This is a genomic window from Pectobacterium quasiaquaticum, assembly GCF_014946775.2.
GTDB classification, from domain to species: Bacteria; Pseudomonadota; Gammaproteobacteria; order Enterobacterales; family Enterobacteriaceae; genus Pectobacterium; species Pectobacterium aquaticum.
In genome coordinates this window covers 951,036-971,045 of sequence record NZ_CP065177.1, presented here as the reverse complement: position 1 = coordinate 971,045, position 20,010 = coordinate 951,036, and the positions used below count along the sequence as shown (strand labels likewise).

The 20,010-nt window shown below is 47.3% G+C and carries 21 protein-coding genes, 1 tRNA gene and 2 pseudogenes; 11 read left to right on the top strand and 13 right to left on the bottom strand.

Annotated elements, in window-relative coordinates:
• Window positions 1-17: 17 nt before the first annotated feature.
• Window positions 18-521, bottom strand: coding sequence for a type VI secretion system contractile sheath small subunit (gene tssB, locus IG609_RS04450; RefSeq protein ID WP_010282535.1), 504 nt, complete (start codon window positions 519-521; stop codon window positions 18-20).
• Between the two features lie 1,152 nt (window positions 522-1,673).
• Here tssB and IG609_RS20505 point away from each other — a divergent pair.
• The 4 genes and pseudogenes from IG609_RS20505 (at window position 1,674) to IG609_RS04435 (ending at window position 3,960) form a co-directional block, all read left to right on the top strand.
• The gene (locus IG609_RS20505; RefSeq protein WP_226374080.1) at window positions 1,674-1,796 is read left to right on the top strand and encodes a YhfG family protein; all 123 of its coding nucleotides are present in this window, start codon (window positions 1,674-1,676) and stop codon (window positions 1,794-1,796) included.
• Window positions 1,797-1,942: 146 nt separating this feature from the next.
• Window positions 1,943-2,198, top strand: a pseudogene (locus IG609_RS04445) (tyrosine-type recombinase/integrase); the annotation flags it as partial.
• A 444-nt stretch (window positions 2,199-2,642) separates the two neighbouring features.
• Window positions 2,643-3,122: an Hcp family type VI secretion system effector gene (locus IG609_RS04440; RefSeq protein WP_193399176.1), complete on the top strand. Its 480-nt coding sequence runs from the start codon at window positions 2,643-2,645 to the stop codon at window positions 3,120-3,122.
• Between the two features lies 1 nt (window position 3,123).
• On the top strand, window positions 3,124-3,960 hold the full coding sequence (locus IG609_RS04435; RefSeq protein WP_193399175.1) for a DUF4225 domain-containing protein: 837 nt from the start codon (window positions 3,124-3,126) through the stop codon (window positions 3,958-3,960).
• A gap of 86 nt (window positions 3,961-4,046) precedes the next feature.
• On the opposite strand, the gene IG609_RS04430 is transcribed toward IG609_RS04435, so the two are convergent.
• The 3 genes from IG609_RS04430 to IG609_RS04420 all read right to left on the bottom strand — a co-directional run bounded on the left by IG609_RS04430 (window position 4,047) and on the right by IG609_RS04420 (window position 5,134).
• On the bottom strand, window positions 4,047-4,442 hold the full coding sequence (locus IG609_RS04430; RefSeq protein WP_039280037.1) for a hypothetical protein: 396 nt from the start codon (window positions 4,440-4,442) through the stop codon (window positions 4,047-4,049).
• Window positions 4,443-4,512: 70 nt separating this feature from the next.
• A complete protein-coding gene (locus IG609_RS04425; RefSeq protein WP_193399174.1) occupies window positions 4,513-4,899 on the bottom strand; it encodes a hypothetical protein in 387 nt (128 codons plus the stop codon).
• Window positions 4,900-4,939: 40 nt separating this feature from the next.
• Window positions 4,940-5,134 carry a type II toxin-antitoxin system HicB family antitoxin gene (locus IG609_RS04420; protein ID WP_039504723.1) on the bottom strand — a complete coding sequence of 65 codons (195 nt, stop codon included), beginning with the start codon at window positions 5,132-5,134 and terminating at the stop codon, window positions 4,940-4,942.
• Between the two features lie 736 nt (window positions 5,135-5,870).
• On the opposite strand from IG609_RS04420, the gene IG609_RS04415 reads away from it, so the two are divergent.
• Window positions 5,871-6,362, top strand: a complete 492-nt coding sequence (locus IG609_RS04415; protein ID WP_193399173.1) for a YhfG family protein — start codon at window positions 5,871-5,873, stop codon at window positions 6,360-6,362.
• A complete protein-coding gene (locus IG609_RS04410; RefSeq protein WP_193399172.1) occupies window positions 6,355-6,939 on the top strand; it encodes a putative adenosine monophosphate-protein transferase Fic in 585 nt (194 codons plus the stop codon). Before IG609_RS04415 ends, IG609_RS04410 begins: the two co-directional genes overlap by 8 nt.
• A gap of 307 nt (window positions 6,940-7,246) precedes the next feature.
• Here IG609_RS04410 and IG609_RS04405 read toward each other — a convergent pair.
• A tRNA-Thr gene (locus tag IG609_RS04405) sits at window positions 7,247-7,322 on the bottom strand.
• A 527-nt stretch (window positions 7,323-7,849) separates the two neighbouring features.
• Here IG609_RS04405 and IG609_RS04400 point away from each other — a divergent pair.
• Window positions 7,850-8,323: a hypothetical protein gene (locus IG609_RS04400; RefSeq protein WP_193399171.1), complete on the top strand. Its 474-nt coding sequence runs from the start codon at window positions 7,850-7,852 to the stop codon at window positions 8,321-8,323.
• A 307-nt stretch (window positions 8,324-8,630) separates the two neighbouring features.
• On the opposite strand, the gene proA is transcribed toward IG609_RS04400, so the two are convergent.
• The 3 genes from proA to crl all read right to left on the bottom strand — a co-directional run bounded on the left by proA (window position 8,631) and on the right by crl (window position 11,497).
• Window positions 8,631-9,884, bottom strand: a complete 1,254-nt coding sequence (proA, locus tag IG609_RS04395; protein WP_039523290.1) for a glutamate-5-semialdehyde dehydrogenase — start codon at window positions 9,882-9,884, stop codon at window positions 8,631-8,633.
• Window positions 9,885-9,894: 10 nt separating this feature from the next.
• Window positions 9,895-10,998, bottom strand: a complete 1,104-nt coding sequence (gene proB / locus IG609_RS04390) for a glutamate 5-kinase (RefSeq protein ID WP_193399191.1) — start codon at window positions 10,996-10,998, stop codon at window positions 9,895-9,897.
• A 124-nt stretch (window positions 10,999-11,122) separates the two neighbouring features.
• On the bottom strand, window positions 11,123-11,497 hold the full coding sequence (crl, locus tag IG609_RS04385) for a sigma factor-binding protein Crl (protein WP_193399170.1): 375 nt from the start codon (window positions 11,495-11,497) through the stop codon (window positions 11,123-11,125).
• Window positions 11,498-11,677: 180 nt separating this feature from the next.
• Between crl and IG609_RS04380 the strand changes: the two genes are divergently transcribed.
• Window positions 11,678-12,013, top strand: coding sequence for a 5-carboxymethyl-2-hydroxymuconate Delta-isomerase (locus tag IG609_RS04380; protein ID WP_193399169.1), 336 nt, complete (start codon window positions 11,678-11,680; stop codon window positions 12,011-12,013).
• Window positions 12,014-12,093: 80 nt separating this feature from the next.
• On the opposite strand, the gene frsA is transcribed toward IG609_RS04380, so the two are convergent.
• Entirely contained in the window at window positions 12,094-13,341 is a 1,248-nt protein-coding gene (gene frsA, locus IG609_RS04375; protein WP_193399168.1) for an esterase FrsA, read from the bottom strand.
• A 241-nt stretch (window positions 13,342-13,582) separates the two neighbouring features.
• A complete protein-coding gene (gpt, locus tag IG609_RS04370) occupies window positions 13,583-14,041 on the bottom strand; it encodes a xanthine phosphoribosyltransferase (protein ID WP_010282559.1) in 459 nt (152 codons plus the stop codon).
• 330 nt (window positions 14,042-14,371) lie between these two features.
• On the opposite strand from gpt, the gene pepD reads away from it, so the two are divergent.
• Window positions 14,372-15,832: a beta-Ala-His dipeptidase gene (pepD, locus tag IG609_RS04365; protein ID WP_193399167.1), complete on the top strand. Its 1,461-nt coding sequence runs from the start codon at window positions 14,372-14,374 to the stop codon at window positions 15,830-15,832.
• Between the two features lie 66 nt (window positions 15,833-15,898).
• Here pepD and dinB read toward each other — a convergent pair whose 3' ends face one another.
• A complete protein-coding gene (gene dinB / locus IG609_RS04360; protein ID WP_039280314.1) occupies window positions 15,899-16,957 on the bottom strand; it encodes a DNA polymerase IV in 1,059 nt (352 codons plus the stop codon).
• Between the two features lie 43 nt (window positions 16,958-17,000).
• On the opposite strand from dinB, the pseudogene IG609_RS04355 reads away from it, so the two are divergent.
• Window positions 17,001-17,285: pseudogene (locus IG609_RS04355) on the top strand (SAM-dependent methyltransferase); the annotation flags it as partial.
• Between the two features lie 267 nt (window positions 17,286-17,552).
• Window positions 17,553-18,308, top strand: coding sequence for a peptidoglycan meso-diaminopimelic acid protein amidase (gene dpaA / locus IG609_RS04350; protein ID WP_193399166.1), 756 nt, complete (start codon window positions 17,553-17,555; stop codon window positions 18,306-18,308).
• Here dpaA and IG609_RS04345 read toward each other — a convergent pair.
• Together IG609_RS04345 and lpcA are read right to left on the bottom strand one after the other, a co-directional pair.
• Window positions 18,279-19,046 carry a class II glutamine amidotransferase gene (locus IG609_RS04345; RefSeq protein WP_010306060.1) on the bottom strand — a complete coding sequence of 256 codons (768 nt, stop codon included), beginning with the start codon at window positions 19,044-19,046 and terminating at the stop codon, window positions 18,279-18,281. The two genes, dpaA and IG609_RS04345, sit on opposite strands and share 30 nt — an antisense overlap.
• A 47-nt stretch (window positions 19,047-19,093) precedes the next feature.
• Entirely contained in the window at window positions 19,094-19,675 is a 582-nt protein-coding gene (gene lpcA / locus IG609_RS04340; protein WP_193399165.1) for a D-sedoheptulose 7-phosphate isomerase, read from the bottom strand.
• Window positions 19,676-20,010 lie beyond the last annotated feature (335 nt).

Genomic DNA, 20,010 nt, shown 5'->3' with positions numbered 1-20,010 from the left:
TTTCCCTATTTCGTCAATTATTCGGCGGGTTTTACCAGATCGAGCTCTTTCAAAAGCTGCTCTCTGGCTTCTTCGCTGGACAACAGATCCTGCAAACGATTACGGAATGAGGGAATATTGCCGAGGGGGCCTTTCAGCGCCACCAGCGCTTCACGTAAATCAAGCAACTTACGTAATTCAGGCACCTGTTGGGCAATGCGGTCAGGGGAGAAATCATTCAGACCGCCGATGCTCAGTTTCACTGGCAGGTCGTCCTGGCTTTCTTCTTCAAGGCGGTTTGGCACACTGAAATTCAATTCCAGATTTGCTTCTTTCATCACTGAGGTAAAGTTGTTCTTATCGATCGATACAGTCTGACGTTCTTCGATCGGCGTCTCCTCTGTGCGCCCTTTCATATTTCCCACAATCATCAGCGTCAACGGCAATTCTATTTCCGCCTGCTGACCACCAGTGGCCGGAACATATTTGATATTAATACGTTCCTTTGGTGCGACAGATGCACCATCAGTTCCTTTTGCCATGTGTCTATACCAACGTAAGGGCACTCGGGCCCGGAGAAGTAAAGTCGATTCCTACCAAAAGCCCGCCATAATCCATAAGAACGGCAGCAATTCGGCAAACAAATATCCCCGTCATACTTCAAGTTGCATGTACGTTGGCTGCGTTCAGTCACCCGAATCACTTACCTGAGTAAGCTCATCGGGATGCCTTCTCTTGCCGCCTTCCTGAAACTCGAATTATTTAGGGTATAGCGTATTTGTTTTTCGACCAGCGAGATGAAATAAATTAAAAACCGAATTAAAAAAATAATAAAACCGTAACATTACGGTTTATATCGGCGTAAAAAGAATCACACCAAGAAGGAATTAAATACATTTATATTTTGAGTTTAGATCATACACACAACACAAACACACGGTCAATGTTTATATAGCAGAGCAACTAAATGGAACCACTAAAACAAAAAACACATTAAAAACAATAAATTAAATTAATCTTAAGTAAAAATAAACGGCATAAAAAATAATGCATATCTGATTTTCAATTAGCGGAAAAGGAATACGTTTTATGCCTTTTAATTTCGTTAGAAACGAAATAATTAACATACTAACAAAGTGTGAAAATTATAAAAAAACATTAATTTTAATTTAGTAAAACCATTTACTCTCTATTTTTTACTTTTGCCAGAATAAATACCTCCATTACATAGATAAACTATTTCCCTGTTAAGAAATAAATATTAGATAGTTTAGCAATCATTGATTTCTTAATGAAAATTAATGGGTTTTTATACTATCAAAAAACACAAACAAAGAACTAATGACTTACCATGGTGTTTTTGCGTTATTTACTAACAAAAACCATCACGACAGGCAGTGAAATGATCTTTTTGACGTCATTTTTAGGTTAAAAAATGGCAGTTATTTGGTAGAAAACGATTCCAGGCTGAACGTGATTCTCTGTGTCCGATGAAAAGACGAAATGAGAGAACAGATACGACGCGCTCAAAGCAGAATGCAGAGAGAAGTTCATCGATACGGATGACCTGCGGACACAGCGTGTTGCGCATCTCGTTCTTGCCCAAACAGTTCTCGCAGCTGCGAGAGCATCCCGATTATGTTTAGGGTTTTAGTCAGGACTCGACATTACCAAACAACACGCGCCCCTCACGCATGGTGACGCTGGAAGAAAAGCGTGACTACTACAATCGAGTGAAACTAAAAAACTATCGGGACAACATGCGCCTTGAGGGATTCAACGTTGAGTATACGCCACTTCCCAGCGACAAGCAGTAAAGGGAAGCGCTCAGAAAAAATCTGATTACCATGTATAAGGCGAGCGGTTATGTCTGATAAATAAGATCGACATTGACGTAAAAAACTAGCCGGAGTCGGTTTTGTCGTTTCTGCTATCTACCTCGCTATTTCGCACTTGGGTAGACAGTTTTAGATTCCATGATCTGAGATATACATAGGCAAGCTGGCCAGTGCAGATGAGGAGTGCCAATATCAGTGTTACAAGAAATGGGAGGCTGGGAAAGCATCGAAATGGTTCGGGGATATGCGCATTTATCCGCTGATCATCTCACGGAGCACGCGAGCAAAATTGATGCAATTTTAGAACGCAATGGCACAAAAGAAGAATGTAGTTTACGCAAAAATCTAGACCGAACACGACATGCCCCCAACTCACCGTAGATTTCAGTGAACGTGAGTAGACGAGCAGAGACAATAAGGGCCGTCAAACCGCATATTATAAGGGCTTAAAGGGTGTTTGAGTAGACTTAGGGAAACGTTAAAATAGGTGATAATAGGAACAATATCTACATCTTATTAATTTGATTAATAATATAAATTACCTGTTTCATCTTTGGTGATACCCCCAAAGATACCCCCAATGGATTTTGTGTCCAATTTAAGGCTTACGTTTATAGGCGGTGAAGGTATGCCGTTCTCTTCTACCAGAAGAGAATTCCATTTAAATAATTACCAAAATAATTATAATCCAAATAACCATTTAAAATCATACACATTGCACGATAACGGCTATTGACTCATTGACTAAAAAATGCAGAAATTATCTCTCCCATAAGGAAAAAGGATTTATGGGGCAGGATTATGGATAATATTAAGGAATAAATAATGGCAAATTTGATCTATCTGAAACTCACTGGCATCAAACAAGGTCTTATCTCTGCGGGCTGTTCAAGTGCAGACTCCATCGGTAATAAATATCAGGCTTCCCATGAAAATGAGATTTTTGTTTATGAGTTAATGAACCAGATAACAAGACAAGATAACGTTTCACTCTCTCCTGTGGAAATCAGGAAGCCAATAGATAAAGCCACCCCGCTTCTGGCACAGGCATTGAATGGTAATGAAAAACTAACCTGTGAGTTCTTTTTTTACAGAACCTCTCAATCGGGTGGTAATGAACTCTATTTTAAAATGGTGCTAAGAGATGCGGTCATCAATGATATTCGCTTTTTCGCCCCAAACTCATTAACACACAACGAATTACAGCCTCAGGAAAATATTTCATTCAAGTTCGCATCGATTGAATGGGAACATGTAGTTGCACGGACAAGCTCTTATATCTTATGGAAAGATGTGGAATATTAAGATGAGTATCGATTCGGCACATCAATTTCACTTTTTAGAGGAAAGCAATCGCCTGAGGAGGGTTGCTCTATTGGCTTCCTCTTTTTTCATTCAAGATAAAACATTAAGAATGCGTTATCTTCGTGAAATTGAGGATTTCATCAATGAAACAGAGATGAAACTCAGGTCATCAACAATTAGTTTTTTTGATAAAAATCATATCCTTCATGAATTGGTAACCGAGCGTGAAGAAACAGAAAGAGACTACCAAAAGCTACGAACAGGTGATTATGTAAAATATATCGTTACAGATATATTTGAAGACCAGGGTGTTTTAAAATACACAAAAATCGCATCTGGTATTATATCGGGTGGTTTTCAGGCATTTATGGGGGTTCAATTATATCGATTGGGAAAACATCTCAATGTAAAGCATTTTAAATCATTCGGGGTTTTATTAGTTTCTCATGGCGGGAATAATATCTATGAGTCATTAAGTCCTATTATCCATGATGGAGAATATAGTTCGGGAACAGTCAGAGATATATACAGAGGCCTTGCATCTTTAGCTGGATATAATAAAGATACCGGAGATGCCTTGTATAGTTTCGGTGATTTGTCCCTCACAATTTATGCTTCTTTAAGGACACCTGTCTTAGTAGACAGTCCTACCCGATTGTTATCAAGAGGATTTCTGGAAAGGCCCAGGATAACAAAATTGTTTAAGTATGCACATTCAGACTTCAAGCCTAAATATACTGCCGCAAGTAACATAATGAAGGTTTATATGGTAGGGGGTTCTGCCTACAAAATATATGCTGAATTTACAGATGAAAATTACCGCTTAGGTGATAAGTGATTCTTTAGCCTAAAGGTATTATCTCCCCCCTGTAGCAATGACAAATGTCATTGCTAACTTCCACAAGTATAAAAACTACATATCATTTAAAATCTGACCAAATAATTAAATGAATTTAAAACCCGCAGAGGGATTAATTTAATCATCATAATCATTGTGATTTTATAGTTTTCACTTTTAGCTTTCATAAAACTGATAACCGCAATTCCATAAATTAATAAAAATATTTTTATACTGTTTATTATAACACCATACTCATAGTAACCATAAATAGCAAACCCCAGAGACATAAGAAAAAACATCAGCATTTGATTCCAGCACAGATATGCGATGAAATAAATATAATCAGAAAAAGATTCAATGTCTTTTATTTTTATATTTTTCCCATAAGCCCTGTTTTTTGTATCTACATAGTTATTTTTCAGGCGAAGTAATTCCCTGACACTCAACCCTGATTTTAATATTAGCGCTCTTTTATTCATATGCACGCCCTCGCACATGCCATTCTAGATTGACCATTCTCACTATGAGTAAAAATTGAACAAGCATCAGTCAATTAGTAAAAAAAACAAAAAACCTAAATTTAATTAATTTTATAATCGTGATCAAGCGTATGTTATAATAATTACTCTCAACCTTTAATACGCAAAAAAGAATTATAGAAAAAAGAACTATAAACACGGTTATACTCGCAACCACATTCCCATTTTTATAAAAATCATAAATAGAAAAAAATAGACTCATGAAGACAGGGAGATACATTGCTTTCCAGCATAAACGAGTAACGATAAAAACATAGTCTACAAAGGATTCAGCTTTCTTCGCTGGGGTATTAAATTTAAAATCATCACTTTTTACATAGACATAATTATTTTTCAGGCGAAGTAGCTCCCTGACCGTCAACCCTGATTTTAAGATTAATGCTCTTTTATCCATCATCCATTCCCTTGGTTGTTTATTCTGCTAACCAAATAAATCATCACCCCTTCGGCTCAATTCCCTTTTTGCGAAGCTCTTTGCGTGCAAGTTCCTTGAACCAATTACCTAAGCTGACGCCTTCTGTCGCTACGACCTCATCAAGCTGTTCACGTAGATCAGGCGAGATGCGTATCTGGAAAGTCGGTGATTTCCCCACTGATGTTGATTTTTTAGTATCGCGTTTTATCATTGACATGTACGTACCTTTTTCAATATGATGAATGTAATAGGTACGTACACTATCACAAAAGCACATTACTCTCATCACCAGTTTCGGCAACAAGCTAAGGGGGGCGTCATGTTCGATAATACCCCTCTGGAACAAGAAGAAATCTGATCCTACCCATCTTGTAGGGTTTATCTTTTGGCTTGGCAGTCTCTACCTGTCTGGCATTGAGCTTCATTTGGGGGCATCTCCTCTAGACCGAACACGACATGCCCCCACCGATGCCCCCAACTCACCGTAGATTTCAGTGAACATGAGTAGACGAGCAGAGACAATAAGGGCCGTCAGACCGCGTATTATAAGGGTTTAGAGGGTGTTTGAGTAGACTTAGGGAGACGTTAAAATAGGTAGGATGGTGCGATAATAGGAGTCGAACCAGACGAATCATGCCATTGTTTTTATTGATTATTTTTTGTTATATAAATTTCATTTATACACACACCTATACACATCGGCGCTTGAGCCACAAAAAGCAAACGCAAAACTTCGCTGTGTAATATACACAATACCGCCCAATAAAATGATTTTTCGAAAAACTGTTCACTATCTTCACATTTAATTTTTTATCTTAATTTTTAGCTAGTTAAGTGGTTAACAGTGAGTAAACAGGTGACGAGTCACTCATCACCCATGCAGGTAAGATACGACTAGGTCGTAATTGTGATACTCTTTATCGCATATATATGCGGGTTAAAGGTGAAAGTACATGCGTTATGAAATGGCGGTACTCGCGGCTCTGGTACAAGAGGATTTACCTAATACGCACTCTATCGTCACTGCTACAGGTATCTCTGAAAGAAAAGTACAGGAAGTATTAAGCACTCTCCAGTCAACGATGGATATCAGCATTACACGAGTAAAAAATGGCAAACGGCAAGCCTTGTCTATCTCGTCATGGGGTGTGTTTGGCGACGGGGAACGGTTGATCGAGAAATTGAAAAATACCGATCTGTCGATATTTAAACAGCACCGGAAAATCACCACAAAAGCATCGCCAGACAAAACGCGATCCCCACGTATGGTGACGCTGGAAGAAAAGCGTGATTACTACAATCAGGTGAAACTCAAAAACTATCGGGACAGTATGCGTCTTGAAGGATTCAGCGTTGAGGATACGCCACTTCCCGCAGACAAGCAGGAAAGGGAATCGTTGAGAAAAAATCTGATAGCCATGTATAAGGCGAGTGGTTATGTCTGATAAATACGGCTCAGGGCAAGATCCTTATACCTATCCTGATAGCGATGTTCTGATAAATAAGCTCGACATCAACGATGACAGTCAATTCGACGAGGCGGAGCGTCAACTATCCGAGCTGGCCGTTCTCGATATTGAATTTAAAGAACCGCCTTACGATCTGCATTATTGGTGTGGGCTGCACGGGAAAATATTCGGAGATTTATTCGATTGGGCAGGAGAAATGCGGCGTATCGATATTTCTAAAGGTCAAACTCGTTTCTGCACCGTATCCCGTATCGAAATTGAAGCCAATAAAATTTTTACACGGCTATCCAATGATGATTTTTTACAAGGCCTTGAACGTACAGCGCTAATAACTCAACTAGCAGAATACTATTCAGATTTGAATGTGATTCACCCGTTTCGGGAAGGCAATGGACGTTCTCAGCGTTTACTGTTCGAGCATTTGATTATCAATTGTGGCTATGGTGTCTCTTTCGAGAATATCGGCGTTCAGGAGTGGTTAGCGGCTAACGTAGCCGGATACCACGGCAATACTCGACCATTAGCCGATATTTTTGAGAAAAGTATTCTCTGACCTCTCCAATAAAAAGGTTTTGCACAAAACCGCCCTTCCTAAAAAATTTATTACAAATAATCAATAAATTAAGCAATAATGAGTTGGTTAACAGATGACGAATGCCCCGTCACTACTTAGTGACGTTTGACGCAAAAACCGGCTAATGCCGGTTTTTGCGCTGGCGGCGTCTACCTCGCCGATTCACATTTGGGCACCTAAACAATCACGCGAGAAAAATAGATGCAATGTTAGATCGCAGTGGCACAACTATGGCACAAGGAGAGAGTGTGGTTTATATCAAAGCAAGATAAGTCATTGAAAAAACTGGTGCCGATAATAGGAGTCGAACCTACGACCTTCGCATTACGAATGCGCTGCTCTACCAACTGAGCTATATCGGCTTTGGGATCGTCGTGGCGAGAGCCAGACGTGAACTACGGGGTGACAAATTAGTGATAATGGTACGTCAAGTCAAGCGTTTGACGATCGTCTGCTGGTTTTATCATCATCCTGTTGAAGATGATACGGTTCTGATAATTTTCCGTACTAATAATGTCGCATGCTATAGCTTTTGGGCTTAACGGAGAAGCCAGGCTCAGGCTTCTATATCACCTTGCTTCGGGAGTCGGTTCCAGACAGATAATATCTGACGATACAAACACCGCTCATTTTTAATCAATATATTTCGCCGTAGAGTAGGAAGGTTACAATAAAAATAACTTTTTACCTTTATGATAAAAATGAAACAGGTCTCAACCAAACGGTCATTTTGTTTTAGGAGAAATCCCTATTCTTTTTATTTATTATTTTGCTCTACTACTGCCAAGGCAATAAGGATGCTGTCTATACGTTGATGCCAAAATAATACTTCACCATCAAAAATATTATTTTCGGCATGACCAGAAAGTACCGTGAGAGGGTGTGAATAATGAAGATGAAAACACTATTTTTAGGCTTGTTATTGGGTACGAGCTATATCGGCATGGCTGCAGCGGATAGCTTTGCCTCAGCAACCGCCAGTGCTCAGTCGACTCATGATGGCAAAACTGAGCGCGTAACCAAAACTGAATCATCATCTGGTCAAGGGCCCAGCCACGTCGGTGCTAGCGCTCATGCCGGTACTGTGGGTGAACCGCAGAAGGCAAGCAACAGTGAATCTCATTTCCGTGATAAAACCGATGCCATCAAAGCCGATATAAAGGCAAGAGAATCAGAAAACAAAAACAGGGAAGCAAAAGTCAAAGCGGATGTGAAAGCCAGAGAATCCGAAGCCAGAAAAGACGCCGAAAAAGGCTGGGCTGATGCCAAAGCCAAGGCGGATAATTTTAACAGCCGTGCGGAAAAACAGGCTCGTGAAACCGCACGGTCAGTCCACAATGCCGCAGAGAAGCATCAGCGTTAATATGAAATAATGCATTATTGTAATAGAGCATAAGTCATTATTACCCTTTATCCTCCGATAGCAAGACAGGTTATGTATTTGTGAATACGCCGCACAAAGCATAGCCTGTTACTATTGGAGGATATTTCTCTGATGCGGTTATTTTATTGCAATTCTATTGCTGTATTACATTTTACGTTAAATACATATAACACAGCAAAAATCACAATTGGAATAAGATGTCTTATTTAGACAAAAAGAGAAAAGTAATAAAATGGAGTGAAAATAACGCTGCGCATATCTCTCAATATACGCAGCTATGCATCGATTAAGCGCGAATCAAATCGTCTCCATAACCAATCCACTTATAGGTGGTCAGCGCTTCCAGCCCCATTGGGCCACGCGCATGCAGTTTCTGGGTACTGACCGCCACTTCCGCGCCCAGACCAAACTGGCCGCCGTCGGTGAAGCGCGTACTGGCATTGACATATACCGCAGAGGAATCCACTTCACGCACGAAGCGTTCCGCATTGCTCAAGGAGCGCGTCAGAATCGCATCAGAGTGCTGTGTACCATGTTCGCGAATATGTGCAACCGCCGCATCCAGAGAGTCAACCAGCGTAACGTTCAGGTCGTTAGAGAGCCATTCATCGTTATAGTTAGCCTCTTCCACCGCAACGACGCTTGCCGGGCCACCGGTCAGATAAGGCATTGCTGACGGGCTGGCGTGGAGCGTCACACCCGCCGCCGCCATTTTCTTGCTCAGCGCTGGCAGGAAACGGTCGGCAATATGTTGGTTGACCAGCAGCGTTTCCAGGCTGTTACAGGCGCTAGGGCGCTGCACTTTGGCGCTTTCAATGACGGTCAGCGCCTTGTCGAAATCGATGCTGTCGTCAGCATAGATGTGACAAACACCGATACCACCAGTGATAACAGGAATCGTCGATTGTTCACGGCACAGCTTGTGCAAGCCTGCACCGCCGCGCGGAATCAGCATATCTACGTAGCGATCCAGCTTCAGCAGTTGATTAACCAGCTCACGATCCGGGCTTTCAATCGCCTGCACCGCAGCAGCAGGCAGGCCGCACTGCGACAGCGCCTGCTGAATCACTTTCACCGTCGCCGCGTTGGTGCGGTACGTCTCTTTTCCACCGCGCAGAATCACCGCGTTACCGGTTTTCAGGCACAGGGACGCCACATCAATGGTGACGTTCGGGCGCGCTTCATAAATCACACCGACCACGCCCAGCGGCACGCGGCGACGTTCCAGCTTCAGGCCGTTATCCAGCATACTGCCGTCAATCACCTGCCCTACCGGATCGGTCAGGCGACATACCTGACGCACATCACTGGCGATCGCACTCAGTCGTTCCTGCGTTAAAAGCAGACGATCCTGCAACGCCTCACTCATGCCATTTTGGCGCGCATCGGCTAAATCCAGCGCGTTAGCCGCGAGAATCGTCGCGCTCTCGGCTTCCAGCAAATCCGCAATCGTCAGCAGCGCGCGATCTTTCTGAGCCGTACTCAAGACCGCCAACTGATAAGAGGCCGCTTTTGCCGCTTTCCCCATTTGTTCAAGCATCGCGAACTCCTTAATTGATAATCATGTCGTCGCGGTGGATAGCCACCGGGCCATATTCGTAGCCGAGAATATCAGCAATCTGTTGAGAATGGTGTCCGGCAATCATACGCAGCGCATCGCTGTTATAGCGTGTCACGGCATGCGCCACATCGCGGCCCGCCAGGCTACACACGCGGACCACTTCACCACGAGAGAAGTTCCCTTCTACGGTGCGAATGCCTTTAGGCAACAGAGAACTACCGCGCTCAAGGATCGCCGAAAGCGCGCCGTCGTCGACGGTAATTTCACCCGCCGGCGGTGCGCCAAAAATCCAGTGTTTACGGCTTTCCAGCGGCGCATCAAGCGCATGAAAACGCGTTCCGACGGAGATATCTGCAATCACATCGCCAATCACACCCGGTTTGCTGCCAGCGGCAATCACCACATCGATACCCGCGCGGCAGGCCACATCGGCAGCCTGCAATTTGGTCGACATACCGCCCGTCCCGAGGCCTGATACGCTATCACCCGCAATGCTGCGCAGCGCATCGTTGATGCCGGTCACTTCACGGATCAGCTCCGCATCGGGATTATTACGCGGATCGGCGGTAAACAGCCCCGCCTGATCGGTCAACAGCAGCAGCTTATCTGCATCGGCCAGAATCGCCACCAGCGCAGACAGGTTGTCGTTGTCACCGACTTTGATCTCGGCGGTCGCAACGGCGTCGTTTTCATTAATGACCGGGACGATATTGTTATCCAGCAACGCCCGCATGGTGTCGCGCGCGTTGAGGAAACGCTCACGATCTTCCATATCCGCGCGCGTCAGCAACATTTGTCCGACGTGGATACCGTAGATGGAAAACAGCTGTTCCCACAGTTGAATCAGGCGACTTTGCCCCACGGCGGCTAGCAGTTGTTTGGTCGCAATCGTAGCCGGGAGTTCGGGGTAACCCAAATGTTCACGCCCGGCGGCAATCGCCCCAGAGGTGACAATAACAATCCGATGCCCTGCCGCATGTTGCTGCGCACACTGGCGCACCAGTTCAACAATGTGGGCGCGGTTAAGACGGCGCGAACCGCCGGTTAGCACGCTAGTGCCCAGTTTCACAACCAAAGTCTGGCTGCCGCTCATAATTTCTCTGCCGTTGGATGTCAAAAAAATAAGAATAAGGAAAACGTTGTAGCAGGACAGACGCGTTATGCCAACAGGCACAACGCGAAAACCTGCGAATAAATCGGGGATCGTCAGGGAAGTATCACGGTCGTGCAACGAGGGTACAGGCAGGTTCCAGCGCGTTAATTTGCGTCTCCAATCGAACATGGAAAGCCTTTCTGGCATTTTCCACCTGTTCCATCACGGCTTTGTCCTTGATTTTTTCCTCACGCCAGTTGCCATTTTTATCAAACAAACCGTAGTGATAATCATAGGTAAAGCCTTTGCCAGTATCTTCCAACTTCAACCACCAGCCCCAGAACTCACGATTTTCTGGCGCAGGCTTGATATTGACGCAAACTGCCAGGCAATCAAAGAAGAACGCGGTATCGTCGCACTGCGCTTCACGGATATAAGGCCCCAACGACGTAAAGTTTTTCATGAGTCGGCTTTTGGGGTGTCCACTCGGTAACATCATTTACGATCTCCTCTGGTTGAACCTTCTTTTTAGCAGAGAATGGCAATTTATCAACCACCTGCATGACAACTCATGTCTCTCCCTCTTGTTCGCGCAGGCTTTCCTGAAAAAGCATTGCCGCCCGACACGGAGTATTCAATACTCTGGTCTCTTCGTTGCCGTTAAGAGAAGTGACACCTTATGCCACATTGTATCGCCGAACATTCGTCAAACATTGATGTCAATGCCCTACTCCCTGCGATCTATCACGGTGCGCTCGAATCCAGGTTGTTTGCCAGTGACGGCAGTGACATCAAAGTCAGATCTCTTGCTTACGATAGCTACACGACAGGTGGCGAACGAGCCAGCTTCATTCATGTGGCAATCAAGGTGCTTTCTGGACGGACAGAGGAGCAGAAAAGCAATCTCTCCAATCTGGTACTTCAGAAGATAGAAGCGCTGGGATTGAAGAACCTGTCAGTGACGGTTGAAGTGATTGATATGGAAAGACTTTGCTACGCCAAAAAGATCCTGTGATCGACGACTCTTATCTGGTAGGAACAACGGTCTGTGTAGCGGATATTCGCCTGCACAGACCGTGCGTTGTGCCCGCTCTTCTACACTTTATCCTGCAGCCATCCGCTGATTTGCTGTAGTGCGCGGTGGAAATTCTGGTACACCGGCGAGAAATTAACCGGCAGCAGTTTCCCTTGTGCGGATGAATTCACAATCAGGCTGGCCTCTTCTTTCGGGCAGAGCGGATCGTTATCCCAATAGCCTGCCAGCATCGGCGTCGGGCAGCGACGTCCTAACAGCCCCTGCGTTTTCAGCGAATAGCGCCCCAACTCGGTTTTCAACGAGGCATCCGTCGAGAACGGCATACCCAGCCGGCTCGCCAGCACATCCATAAACATATCCGGCACCTGCTGTTGGCGAGTCGGATCGCTTAACAAATGGTGTACTACCGGGCCGAGGCAGGCCACACCGCGCAAGCGCTGCGATTCCAAATACGCCAGCCGAACGGCAATATTGGCGCCAAAGCGGAAGCCAAACGCGGCAACGCGGGTGTGATCGACCCACGGGACATCCGGCAGCGCACGCAAGACCTGCTGATGCAGGAAACTGGAATCCTGAGTCAGTTTCCAGCGGGAAGAAAATCCAACGGAGGGAACATCGATCGTCAGCATTGCCATGCCCGCTGGCGCAAAATAGTCCTGAAACAGGCGGTGATAATCGCTCTGCAACATTTCCAGACTGCCACACATAAGCACAGTAGGGAAAGGCGCTTTCGCCTGCGCTGGCATATGCAGAAAGCCAGTCAGCGTACCGCCGCCCGTTATCGGGAAGGTCAGTTCTTTGAGGTCATAAGGCAGATACTTAGCGGCTTCTTCATAGGCGCGGTTTGCTAGCGTTTGTGCCTGCTCAGCCAGCTCATCGCCTTTAATATGCGGATAGGCAGCAATACTGTAGAGGTTGGCTGCGTTCAGCCAGAACTGCCCTGTTTGCGCATCATCACCACTTTCGGTTGCCCGCTGCTGCCAGTCTGCGCCCTGCTTAGCCCATTCATAAATCCAGTTACCGCCTCGGTAGCCAATCACCGTATCGAGCAGTTGCTCATTGCTTCTGTCGGCCTTACTAGCAGCAATCCGCGACAGCACGTCTTCGATTTCCCACGGGTCGACACCACGCCAAATCCACATCAGTCGGTTAATCATCCGATACCAACTGAGGGTCTTCTCCCCTTCCAGCGTAGAATGCAGCCCCTGCACATCCTGACTATTCCGCGCACGTCTGATCAACGTCGAGGTTTCTGGATGTTTAAAGGATGGTTTGAATAGCGTTTCAGACAGGTTAGCTTGCGCCACAGCAGCCTCCGTTAATGTAAACCGCTGTTAGCGGACATCAGACGACGTCTTCGTCACCCGCTAAAGTGTAACGAACTCAGGCTAAGGAAGACAATTATCAACAGCAGAAACACACGATCGGATCAAATCCTGCGCTAGAAATGACGAGAGATAAGAAGCAATAATCATCAACAACAATCGTCAAAAACAACAATGCCCGGCTAAACCGGGCATTGATGGAAACGAATATTCGCTCTGACGATTAACGGCCAGACAAAGGCGGAACAAACACCACGCCCATATCCCACGGCTGTTCAATCCAGGTGTCCTGCGGGATATCAATCACGTAGTCGTCAACCAGTGGTTTACCAGCAGGTTTCGCGAAAATGGTCACAAAGTGCGCTTTCGGGTACATATCACGAATCGCTTTCGCCGTACCGCCGGTATCAACCAGATCGTCAATCACGATAAACCCTTCGCCATCTCCCTCGGCACGCTTCAGCACTTTCATTTCGCGCTGGTTGTCGTGGTCATAACTGGAGATGCAAACGGTATCAACGTGACGAATGCCCAGCTCACGCGCCAGCAGTGCGCTTGGCACCAGACCACCGCGGCTAACGGCAATGATGCCTTTCCATTGATCGGCAGGCAGTAAACGCTGTGCCAGTTTGCGGGCATGAATTTGCAACATATCCCAGGTTACGACGTACTTTTCGCTCATAAAATATATCCCAGCCGAATAAAAAACGGCTTAAGTTGAGTCTGAGGGGGGAAAAAGGTTGCGCGAGATTATAGATAGCCAACAACATAAAAACCAGTTTTTCTCAACCTGAGAATCGAGTTTTTCCTGACAACCTGCGCCTCGGCAAGCCCATGGGTTCATATTGCAGCAGGAAAAATAAGACAGAGCCGACGGCAATTCCCCTGCTTTGGTGGAAAATGATATTCTGTTGTGACACGCCATGTTCCGTGGCTAACTGCGATCAACTTTAAACCTGTAGCCCTGCCTGCCAGAACGCGAAGACAGGCCGCTAAAAAGGAGACTGAAATAGTGTCTGAATTGTCTCAACTGTCCCCCCAACCTCTGTGGGATATTTTCGCCAAGATCTGTTCCATTCCGCACCCGTCTTATCATGAAGAAGCGCTGGCCGAGCACATTCTGGAATGGGCTAAAGAAAAAGGCATCTATACCGAGCGCGATCAGGTCGGCAATATTCTGCTGCGCAAAGCGGCAACCGCAGGCATGGAAAATCGCAAACCTGTCGTGTTGCAGGCGCATCTGGACATGGTGCCGCAGAAAAACAACGATACCGTACACGATTTCACTACCGATCCGATCCAGCCTTACGTTGACGGTGAGTGGCTGAAAGCACGCGGCACCACGCTAGGCGCAGATAACGGCATCGGTATGGCGTCTGCGCTGGCGGTGCTGGCCGATCCGAGCGTCGAGCACGGCCCGCTGGAAGTGCTGCTGACCATGACGGAAGAAGCCGGTATGGATGGCGCGTTTGGCCTGCAACCTAACTGGCTTCAGGGCGAAATCCTGATCAATACCGATTCGGAAGAAGAAGGCGAGATCTACATGGGTTGTGCTGGCGGTATTGATTTCATTACCCGCCTGCCGCTAGAGCGCGAACTGCCACCTGCCGGTTACCACACGCTGAAGCTGACGATTAAAGGGCTGAAAGGCGGCCACTCCGGTGGTGACATTCATCTGGGGCTGGGCAACGCCAACAAATTGCTAGCACGTTTCCTGTTCGAACAGGCACAAGCGCTGGATATCCGCATTCTCGATCTGAACGGTGGGACGCTGCGTAACGCGATTCCGCGTGAAGCCTTCGCTACGCTGTTACTGCCTGCCGCTAACGTCGAGCAGTTGAAAGCGCTGAGCCAGGACTATTTGGCCGTGCTGAAAAATGAACTGTCCGCCGTTGAGAAAAACGTGACCGTACTGGTGGAAGCCAACGACAGCAATGAGCACCCGCTGACGCAAGACAGCCGCGATCGTCTGCTGGCGCTGCTCAACGCCACGCCGAACGGCGTGATCCGCATGAGCGACGAAGTCAAAGGCGTGGTGGAAACATCGCTGAACCTCGGCGTTGTGACGATGGAAGACGACCACGCGGAAATTATCTGCCTGATTCGTTCACTGATCGACAGCGGTAAAGACGCCGTCGTCGGTACGCTGACGTCGCTGGGCCAGTTGGCTGGCGCGAAAACGTCACCGAAAGGCGGCTACCCAGGCTGGCAGCCAGATGCCCATTCGCCGGTCATGGCGCTGGTACGCGAAACGTATCAGAAGCTGTTCAACAAGACGCCGAACATCATGGTGATTCACGCCGGTCTGGAATGCGGCCTGTTCAAGAAACCTTACCCAGACATGGATATGGTTTCCATCGGGCCGACCATCACCGGGCCACACTCGCCGGATGAACAAGTGCATATCGGCAGCGTCGATCTGTACTGGAAATTGCTGACAGCGCTGCTGAAAGCGATCCCGCCACGCGCTTAACCGTGTAGTCGTAAAAATCAGGGCGGCGCATAGACGTCGCCCTTTTTTATCCTCAACTAAACAGCCTTATCCCCAATCAAACACCAGCTGTCGTTCAATTTGCGGGTCGAGCAACGTCACATGCAGCCCAACCAGCCGGACGCCTCTGGATTTACGCCGTTCCTGCCAGGTTTGTCGCGCCAGCTTCAACAGATCCTGTTTATTCAGCACCGGCCACACATGCTCCTGCGTCGTTTGCTGAAAATCATCAAACTTGAGTTTGACGCCCTGACGCGCAATATGCAGATCGGGCTTCACCCGTTTCAGGCGGACTTCCAGCTCCTCATAAAGCTGTTCGATCAGATTTTCACACTGTTCCCAGTCGTGAATATCCTGCGCCAGCGTCTTTTCCACGCCAACCGATTTCCTCAGCCGATCGGGTGAAATCCGTCGCTCATCAATCCCCTGACATCGCTCCCACAGCACGCGGCCAAACTTGCCGAACTCTTTCAGCAGATCCGCCAGCGCATACACCCGAACATCCGCGCAGGTATGCAGGCCACGTTCTTCCAGCCGTTTCGCCGTCACCTTCCCGACGCCGGGGATCTTCTCCAGCGGCAGCGCCAGCAGGAAGTCATCCACCTGCTCCGGTGTAATCACATATTGTCCATTCGGCTTATTTAACTCAGAGGCGATCTTCGCCAGAAATTTGATCGGCGCAATCCCCGCCGAGGCGGTCAGATTCAGTTCATCCGCGATGGTTCGACGGATTTCTTCGGCGATGCGCGTCGCCGAACCGTTGCAGTACGGGCTATCTGTGACATCCAGATAGGCTTCATCCAGAGAAAGCGGTTCGATCAGCGACGTGTAGCGGGCGAAGATCTCACGGATTTGGCGCGAGGTGGATTTATACACGTCCATGCGCCCCGGCAACAACGTGAGATGTGGACAGAGACGCAAGGCCGTTGCCGTCGCCATCGCGCTGCGGACACCGTAGCGTCGGGCAGGATAGTTAGCGGTGCTGATGACGCCACGGCGATCGGCACTCCCGCCAATCGCCAAAGGAATATCGCGCAGGCGCGGGTTATCACGCATCTCAATTGCTGCGTAGAAGCAGTCCATATCAACATGAATGATTTTGCGCATACTGGCCCTCTGACAATGCTGTATAAATATACAGATCAAAGTCAGTATAGACAAGCTGCGCGATACCTCACACGTGCGCAATTACGCGCCAGGAGAATGGCTGAGCTTCTTTACCGACGCAGGGTTTATCGTGCGTAACATCACCAGCGACAGGCTGACGCTGGAGTTCAGCAGTTGGATTGCCCGTATGCGTACGCCAGAACATTTCGCAGTCGCGATTCGTGAACTGCAAAAAACGCTGCCGGATGAGGTAGTACAGCATTTTGACGTACAGGCAGACGGTTCCTTTGTCACCGACACTATGATGATAGAAGCCACCCGCGCCTGATACGCTTTTCCCGTAATTAACGACCTCAAAACGATCTCAAATTGAGCGGCCCGCATCCTTTCGGGTCGTTTTTTGTAAATGTTATTTTTTAGCGCTTTTCAACGCTTGATTAATACGAAACCAATGATAATGTGATTTCGTTTTCGTCGTTGCCTATTCGCCGACGAAATAGATACCGATAACGGCTGTCCCCACGCTTTCGCTAAAACACCAGTAGCGCGACGCGGATGCCGCGTGTAGCAGGCAATTTTATTATCAGGAACCATAATGCAAAAAATCGCGCTGTCGTTTGCGATGTTGTTTTTTTTGCCTTCTCTTGTTATCACCAGCGAAGCCAGTGTTGTTACCAGCACCGCCAGCGAAACCGCACCGCCGCTAGCGCCGATAGCAAAAGAATTAAAACAGCAATTATTAGGCTCTCCGATCTATATTCAGATCTTTAAAGAAGAGCGAATATTCGAACTTTATGCGAAAGTCGGTAACGAATACCGTTTACTGGAACAATATCCCATCTGTAAATATTCAGGCGGATTAGGACCAAAACGCGTTGAAGGCGATTTAAAAAGCCCAGAAGGTTTCTATCAGGTTGACCTGCGTCAGCTCAAGCCAGACAGCCAATATTACCGCGCGATCAATATCGGCTTCCCCAACGATTATGATAAATCACAGGGATATTCTGGTCGCTATTTGATGATCCACGGTGAGTGTGTGTCGGTTGGCTGCTATGCCATGACCAACACCTATATGGATGAGATTTATCGCTATGCCGAAGCGGCGTTACGCCACGGGCAGGCGAAGATTGATATCGCCATCTACCCGTTCCGTATGACGGAGCAGAACATGCAGCGCCACCGTAATTCCATCTACGCCAGCTTCTGGAAACAGCTTCAGCCGGGGTATGCCTATTTTAATCAGCACAATCAGCCACCGGCCATCACCGTGTTTAACGGGCAATACGTCGTTAACCCACCGTTGATGACCAGCCAGCCGACTTTAAAGTATGCGCTCGCCGAAACAAAATAGGACGAATTCACCTGGCATAATCTGATGCCAGGTTTCGTTGCCCGTTAGCGGCTGCGTCGCCAGCACGGTGACGACATCATTGGGTGTCGTCTGCTGCTGAAAATCAATCTCCACATCCTGATCCAACAGCGTCGCTTTACCAAACGGCGCGCGGCGAGTGATCCAGTAGAGTTTGGTTGAGCAATACCCCATCACAAAGCGCCCGTCCGACAGCAGCATGTTAAACACGCCTTTCTCCCGCAAGACATCGGCCTGCTTGGCGATATAGCGGAATACCGCTGGCCAGTTGCCCGGCGTACGCGGGTAGCGTTCAGCCAGTTGGGACAGCAGCCAGCAGAAAGCAAATTCGCTGTCCGTCTGGCCAACAGGGCGAAACATGCCTGTTTTCAGGGAATGGTAGCCTTTCAGTTGCCCGTTGTGGGCGAACGTCCAGTTCCGCCCCCACAGCTCACGCGTAAAGGGATGGGTATTTTCCAGCGACACCGCACCGCGATTGGCTTGCCGGATGTGTGAAACCACCGCACACGATTTGATAGGGTAATCCTGCACTAGCCGGGCAATCGGCGAGTTATAGCTTGGCAGCGGATCTTTGAACGTACGACAGCCGTTCCCTTCATAAAAGGTAATTCCCCAGCCATCCCGATGCGGTCCGGTTTTCCCACCACGCTGTATCAGCCCGGTAAAGCTAAAGCAGATATCCGTCGGTACATTCGCGCTCATCCCCAGCAATTCACACATCTGACTTCCTACCCTTCTTGCCCTTTTAGAGTTTATTATTAAGCGGCTTACTGATCCGCCATCTCTTTTTCAATCAGTTGAATCAGGATGTGAATCGCTTTGATATGGATTTCCTGAATACGGTCGGCATAGCCAAAGTGCGGAACACGAATTTCCACGTCGGCTGAGCCCGCCATTTTACCGCCGTCTTTCCCGGTCAGCGTAATGACCTTCATGCCCTTCGCTTTTGCTGCAGCAATGGCTTTAATAATGTTGCCGGAGTTGCCCGACGTGGAAATCCCCAGCAGCACATCGCCTTCACGCCCCAGCGATTCGACATAGCGCGAGAAGACAAAGTCATAGCCAAAATCGTTGCTGACGCAGGACAGATGGCTCGGATCGGAAATCGCAATGGCCGGATAGCCCGGACGGTTCTCGCGGTAGCGGCCCGTCAGCTCTTCGGCAAAGTGCATGGCATCACAGTGTGAACCACCGTTACCGCAGGAGATCACTTTACCGCCCGCTTTAAACGCGTTAGCCAGCAGTACCGCAGCATGTTGAATCGACTGAATGTTCGCATCATCACTCAAGAAATTATTCAGTGTTTCTGCCGCTTCTTTCAGTTCACTACGGATTAAATCCTGATACATGGAATCCTCTCATTTTGTCTGGTGACAGTATCATCTTCTGCAATGCAGTGTAGCGGATTGAACAAACAGCGAGAAGCGCGTAATCACGGGATTGAGAGGATCGCTGATGCCCGTCAGAAAACGCACGACTGCCGCTCGGTTTGTGAAGTGAGTTGTAATTATGATGTAAACGAATTGATAAAAATAATCAGATAAACTACAACGAATATAAGCAACAGGTCAGACCTCTTATGGCATTGACCTATTACGCCTTATTTCACTGATGACACGGTTCTCGCTTTCCACTGCCACGTAACGCCTGATGGAAAGGTGAAAGCCCTCAATTCGATCACAAT

Bases quoted from the DNA above. Each gene is read 5' to 3' on its own strand.
- IG609_RS04415 (WP_193399173.1), top strand. From the start codon at position 5,871: ATGCGTTATGAAATGGCGGTACTCGCGGCTCTGGTACAAGAGGATTTA.
- IG609_RS04425 (WP_193399174.1), bottom strand. From the start codon at position 4,899: ATGATGGATAAAAGAGCATTAATCTTAAAATCAGGGTTGACGGTCAGG.
- IG609_RS04420 (WP_039504723.1), bottom strand. From the start codon at position 5,134: ATGTCAATGATAAAACGCGATACTAAAAAATCAACATCAGTGGGGAAA.
- dinB (WP_039280314.1), bottom strand. From the start codon at position 16,957: ATGCGCAAAATCATTCATGTTGATATGGACTGCTTCTACGCAGCAATT.
- crl (WP_193399170.1), bottom strand. From the start codon at position 11,497: ATGATGTTACCGAGTGGACACCCCAAAAGCCGACTCATGAAAAACTTT.
- IG609_RS04440 (WP_193399176.1), top strand. From the start codon at position 2,643: ATGGCAAATTTGATCTATCTGAAACTCACTGGCATCAAACAAGGTCTT.
- IG609_RS04345 (WP_010306060.1), bottom strand. From the start codon at position 19,046: ATGTGTGAATTGCTGGGGATGAGCGCGAATGTACCGACGGATATCTGC.
- IG609_RS04435 (WP_193399175.1), top strand. From the start codon at position 3,124: ATGAGTATCGATTCGGCACATCAATTTCACTTTTTAGAGGAAAGCAAT.
- IG609_RS04410 (WP_193399172.1), top strand. From the start codon at position 6,355: ATGTCTGATAAATACGGCTCAGGGCAAGATCCTTATACCTATCCTGAT.
- dpaA (WP_193399166.1), top strand. From the start codon at position 17,553: ATGCAAAAAATCGCGCTGTCGTTTGCGATGTTGTTTTTTTTGCCTTCT.
- tssB (WP_010282535.1), bottom strand. From the start codon at position 521: ATGGCAAAAGGAACTGATGGTGCATCTGTCGCACCAAAGGAACGTATT.
- IG609_RS04380 (WP_193399169.1), top strand. From the start codon at position 11,678: ATGCCACATTGTATCGCCGAACATTCGTCAAACATTGATGTCAATGCC.
- gpt (WP_010282559.1), bottom strand. From the start codon at position 14,041: ATGAGCGAAAAGTACGTCGTAACCTGGGATATGTTGCAAATTCATGCC.
- proB (WP_193399191.1), bottom strand. From the start codon at position 10,998: ATGAGCGGCAGCCAGACTTTGGTTGTGAAACTGGGCACTAGCGTGCTA.
- proA (WP_039523290.1), bottom strand. From the start codon at position 9,884: ATGCTTGAACAAATGGGGAAAGCGGCAAAAGCGGCCTCTTATCAGTTG.
- IG609_RS20505 (WP_226374080.1), top strand. From the start codon at position 1,674: ATGGTGACGCTGGAAGAAAAGCGTGACTACTACAATCGAGTGAAACTA.
- lpcA (WP_193399165.1), bottom strand. From the start codon at position 19,675: ATGTATCAGGATTTAATCCGTAGTGAACTGAAAGAAGCGGCAGAAACA.
- IG609_RS04400 (WP_193399171.1), top strand. From the start codon at position 7,850: ATGAAGATGAAAACACTATTTTTAGGCTTGTTATTGGGTACGAGCTAT.
- IG609_RS04430 (WP_039280037.1), bottom strand. From the start codon at position 4,442: ATGAATAAAAGAGCGCTAATATTAAAATCAGGGTTGAGTGTCAGGGAA.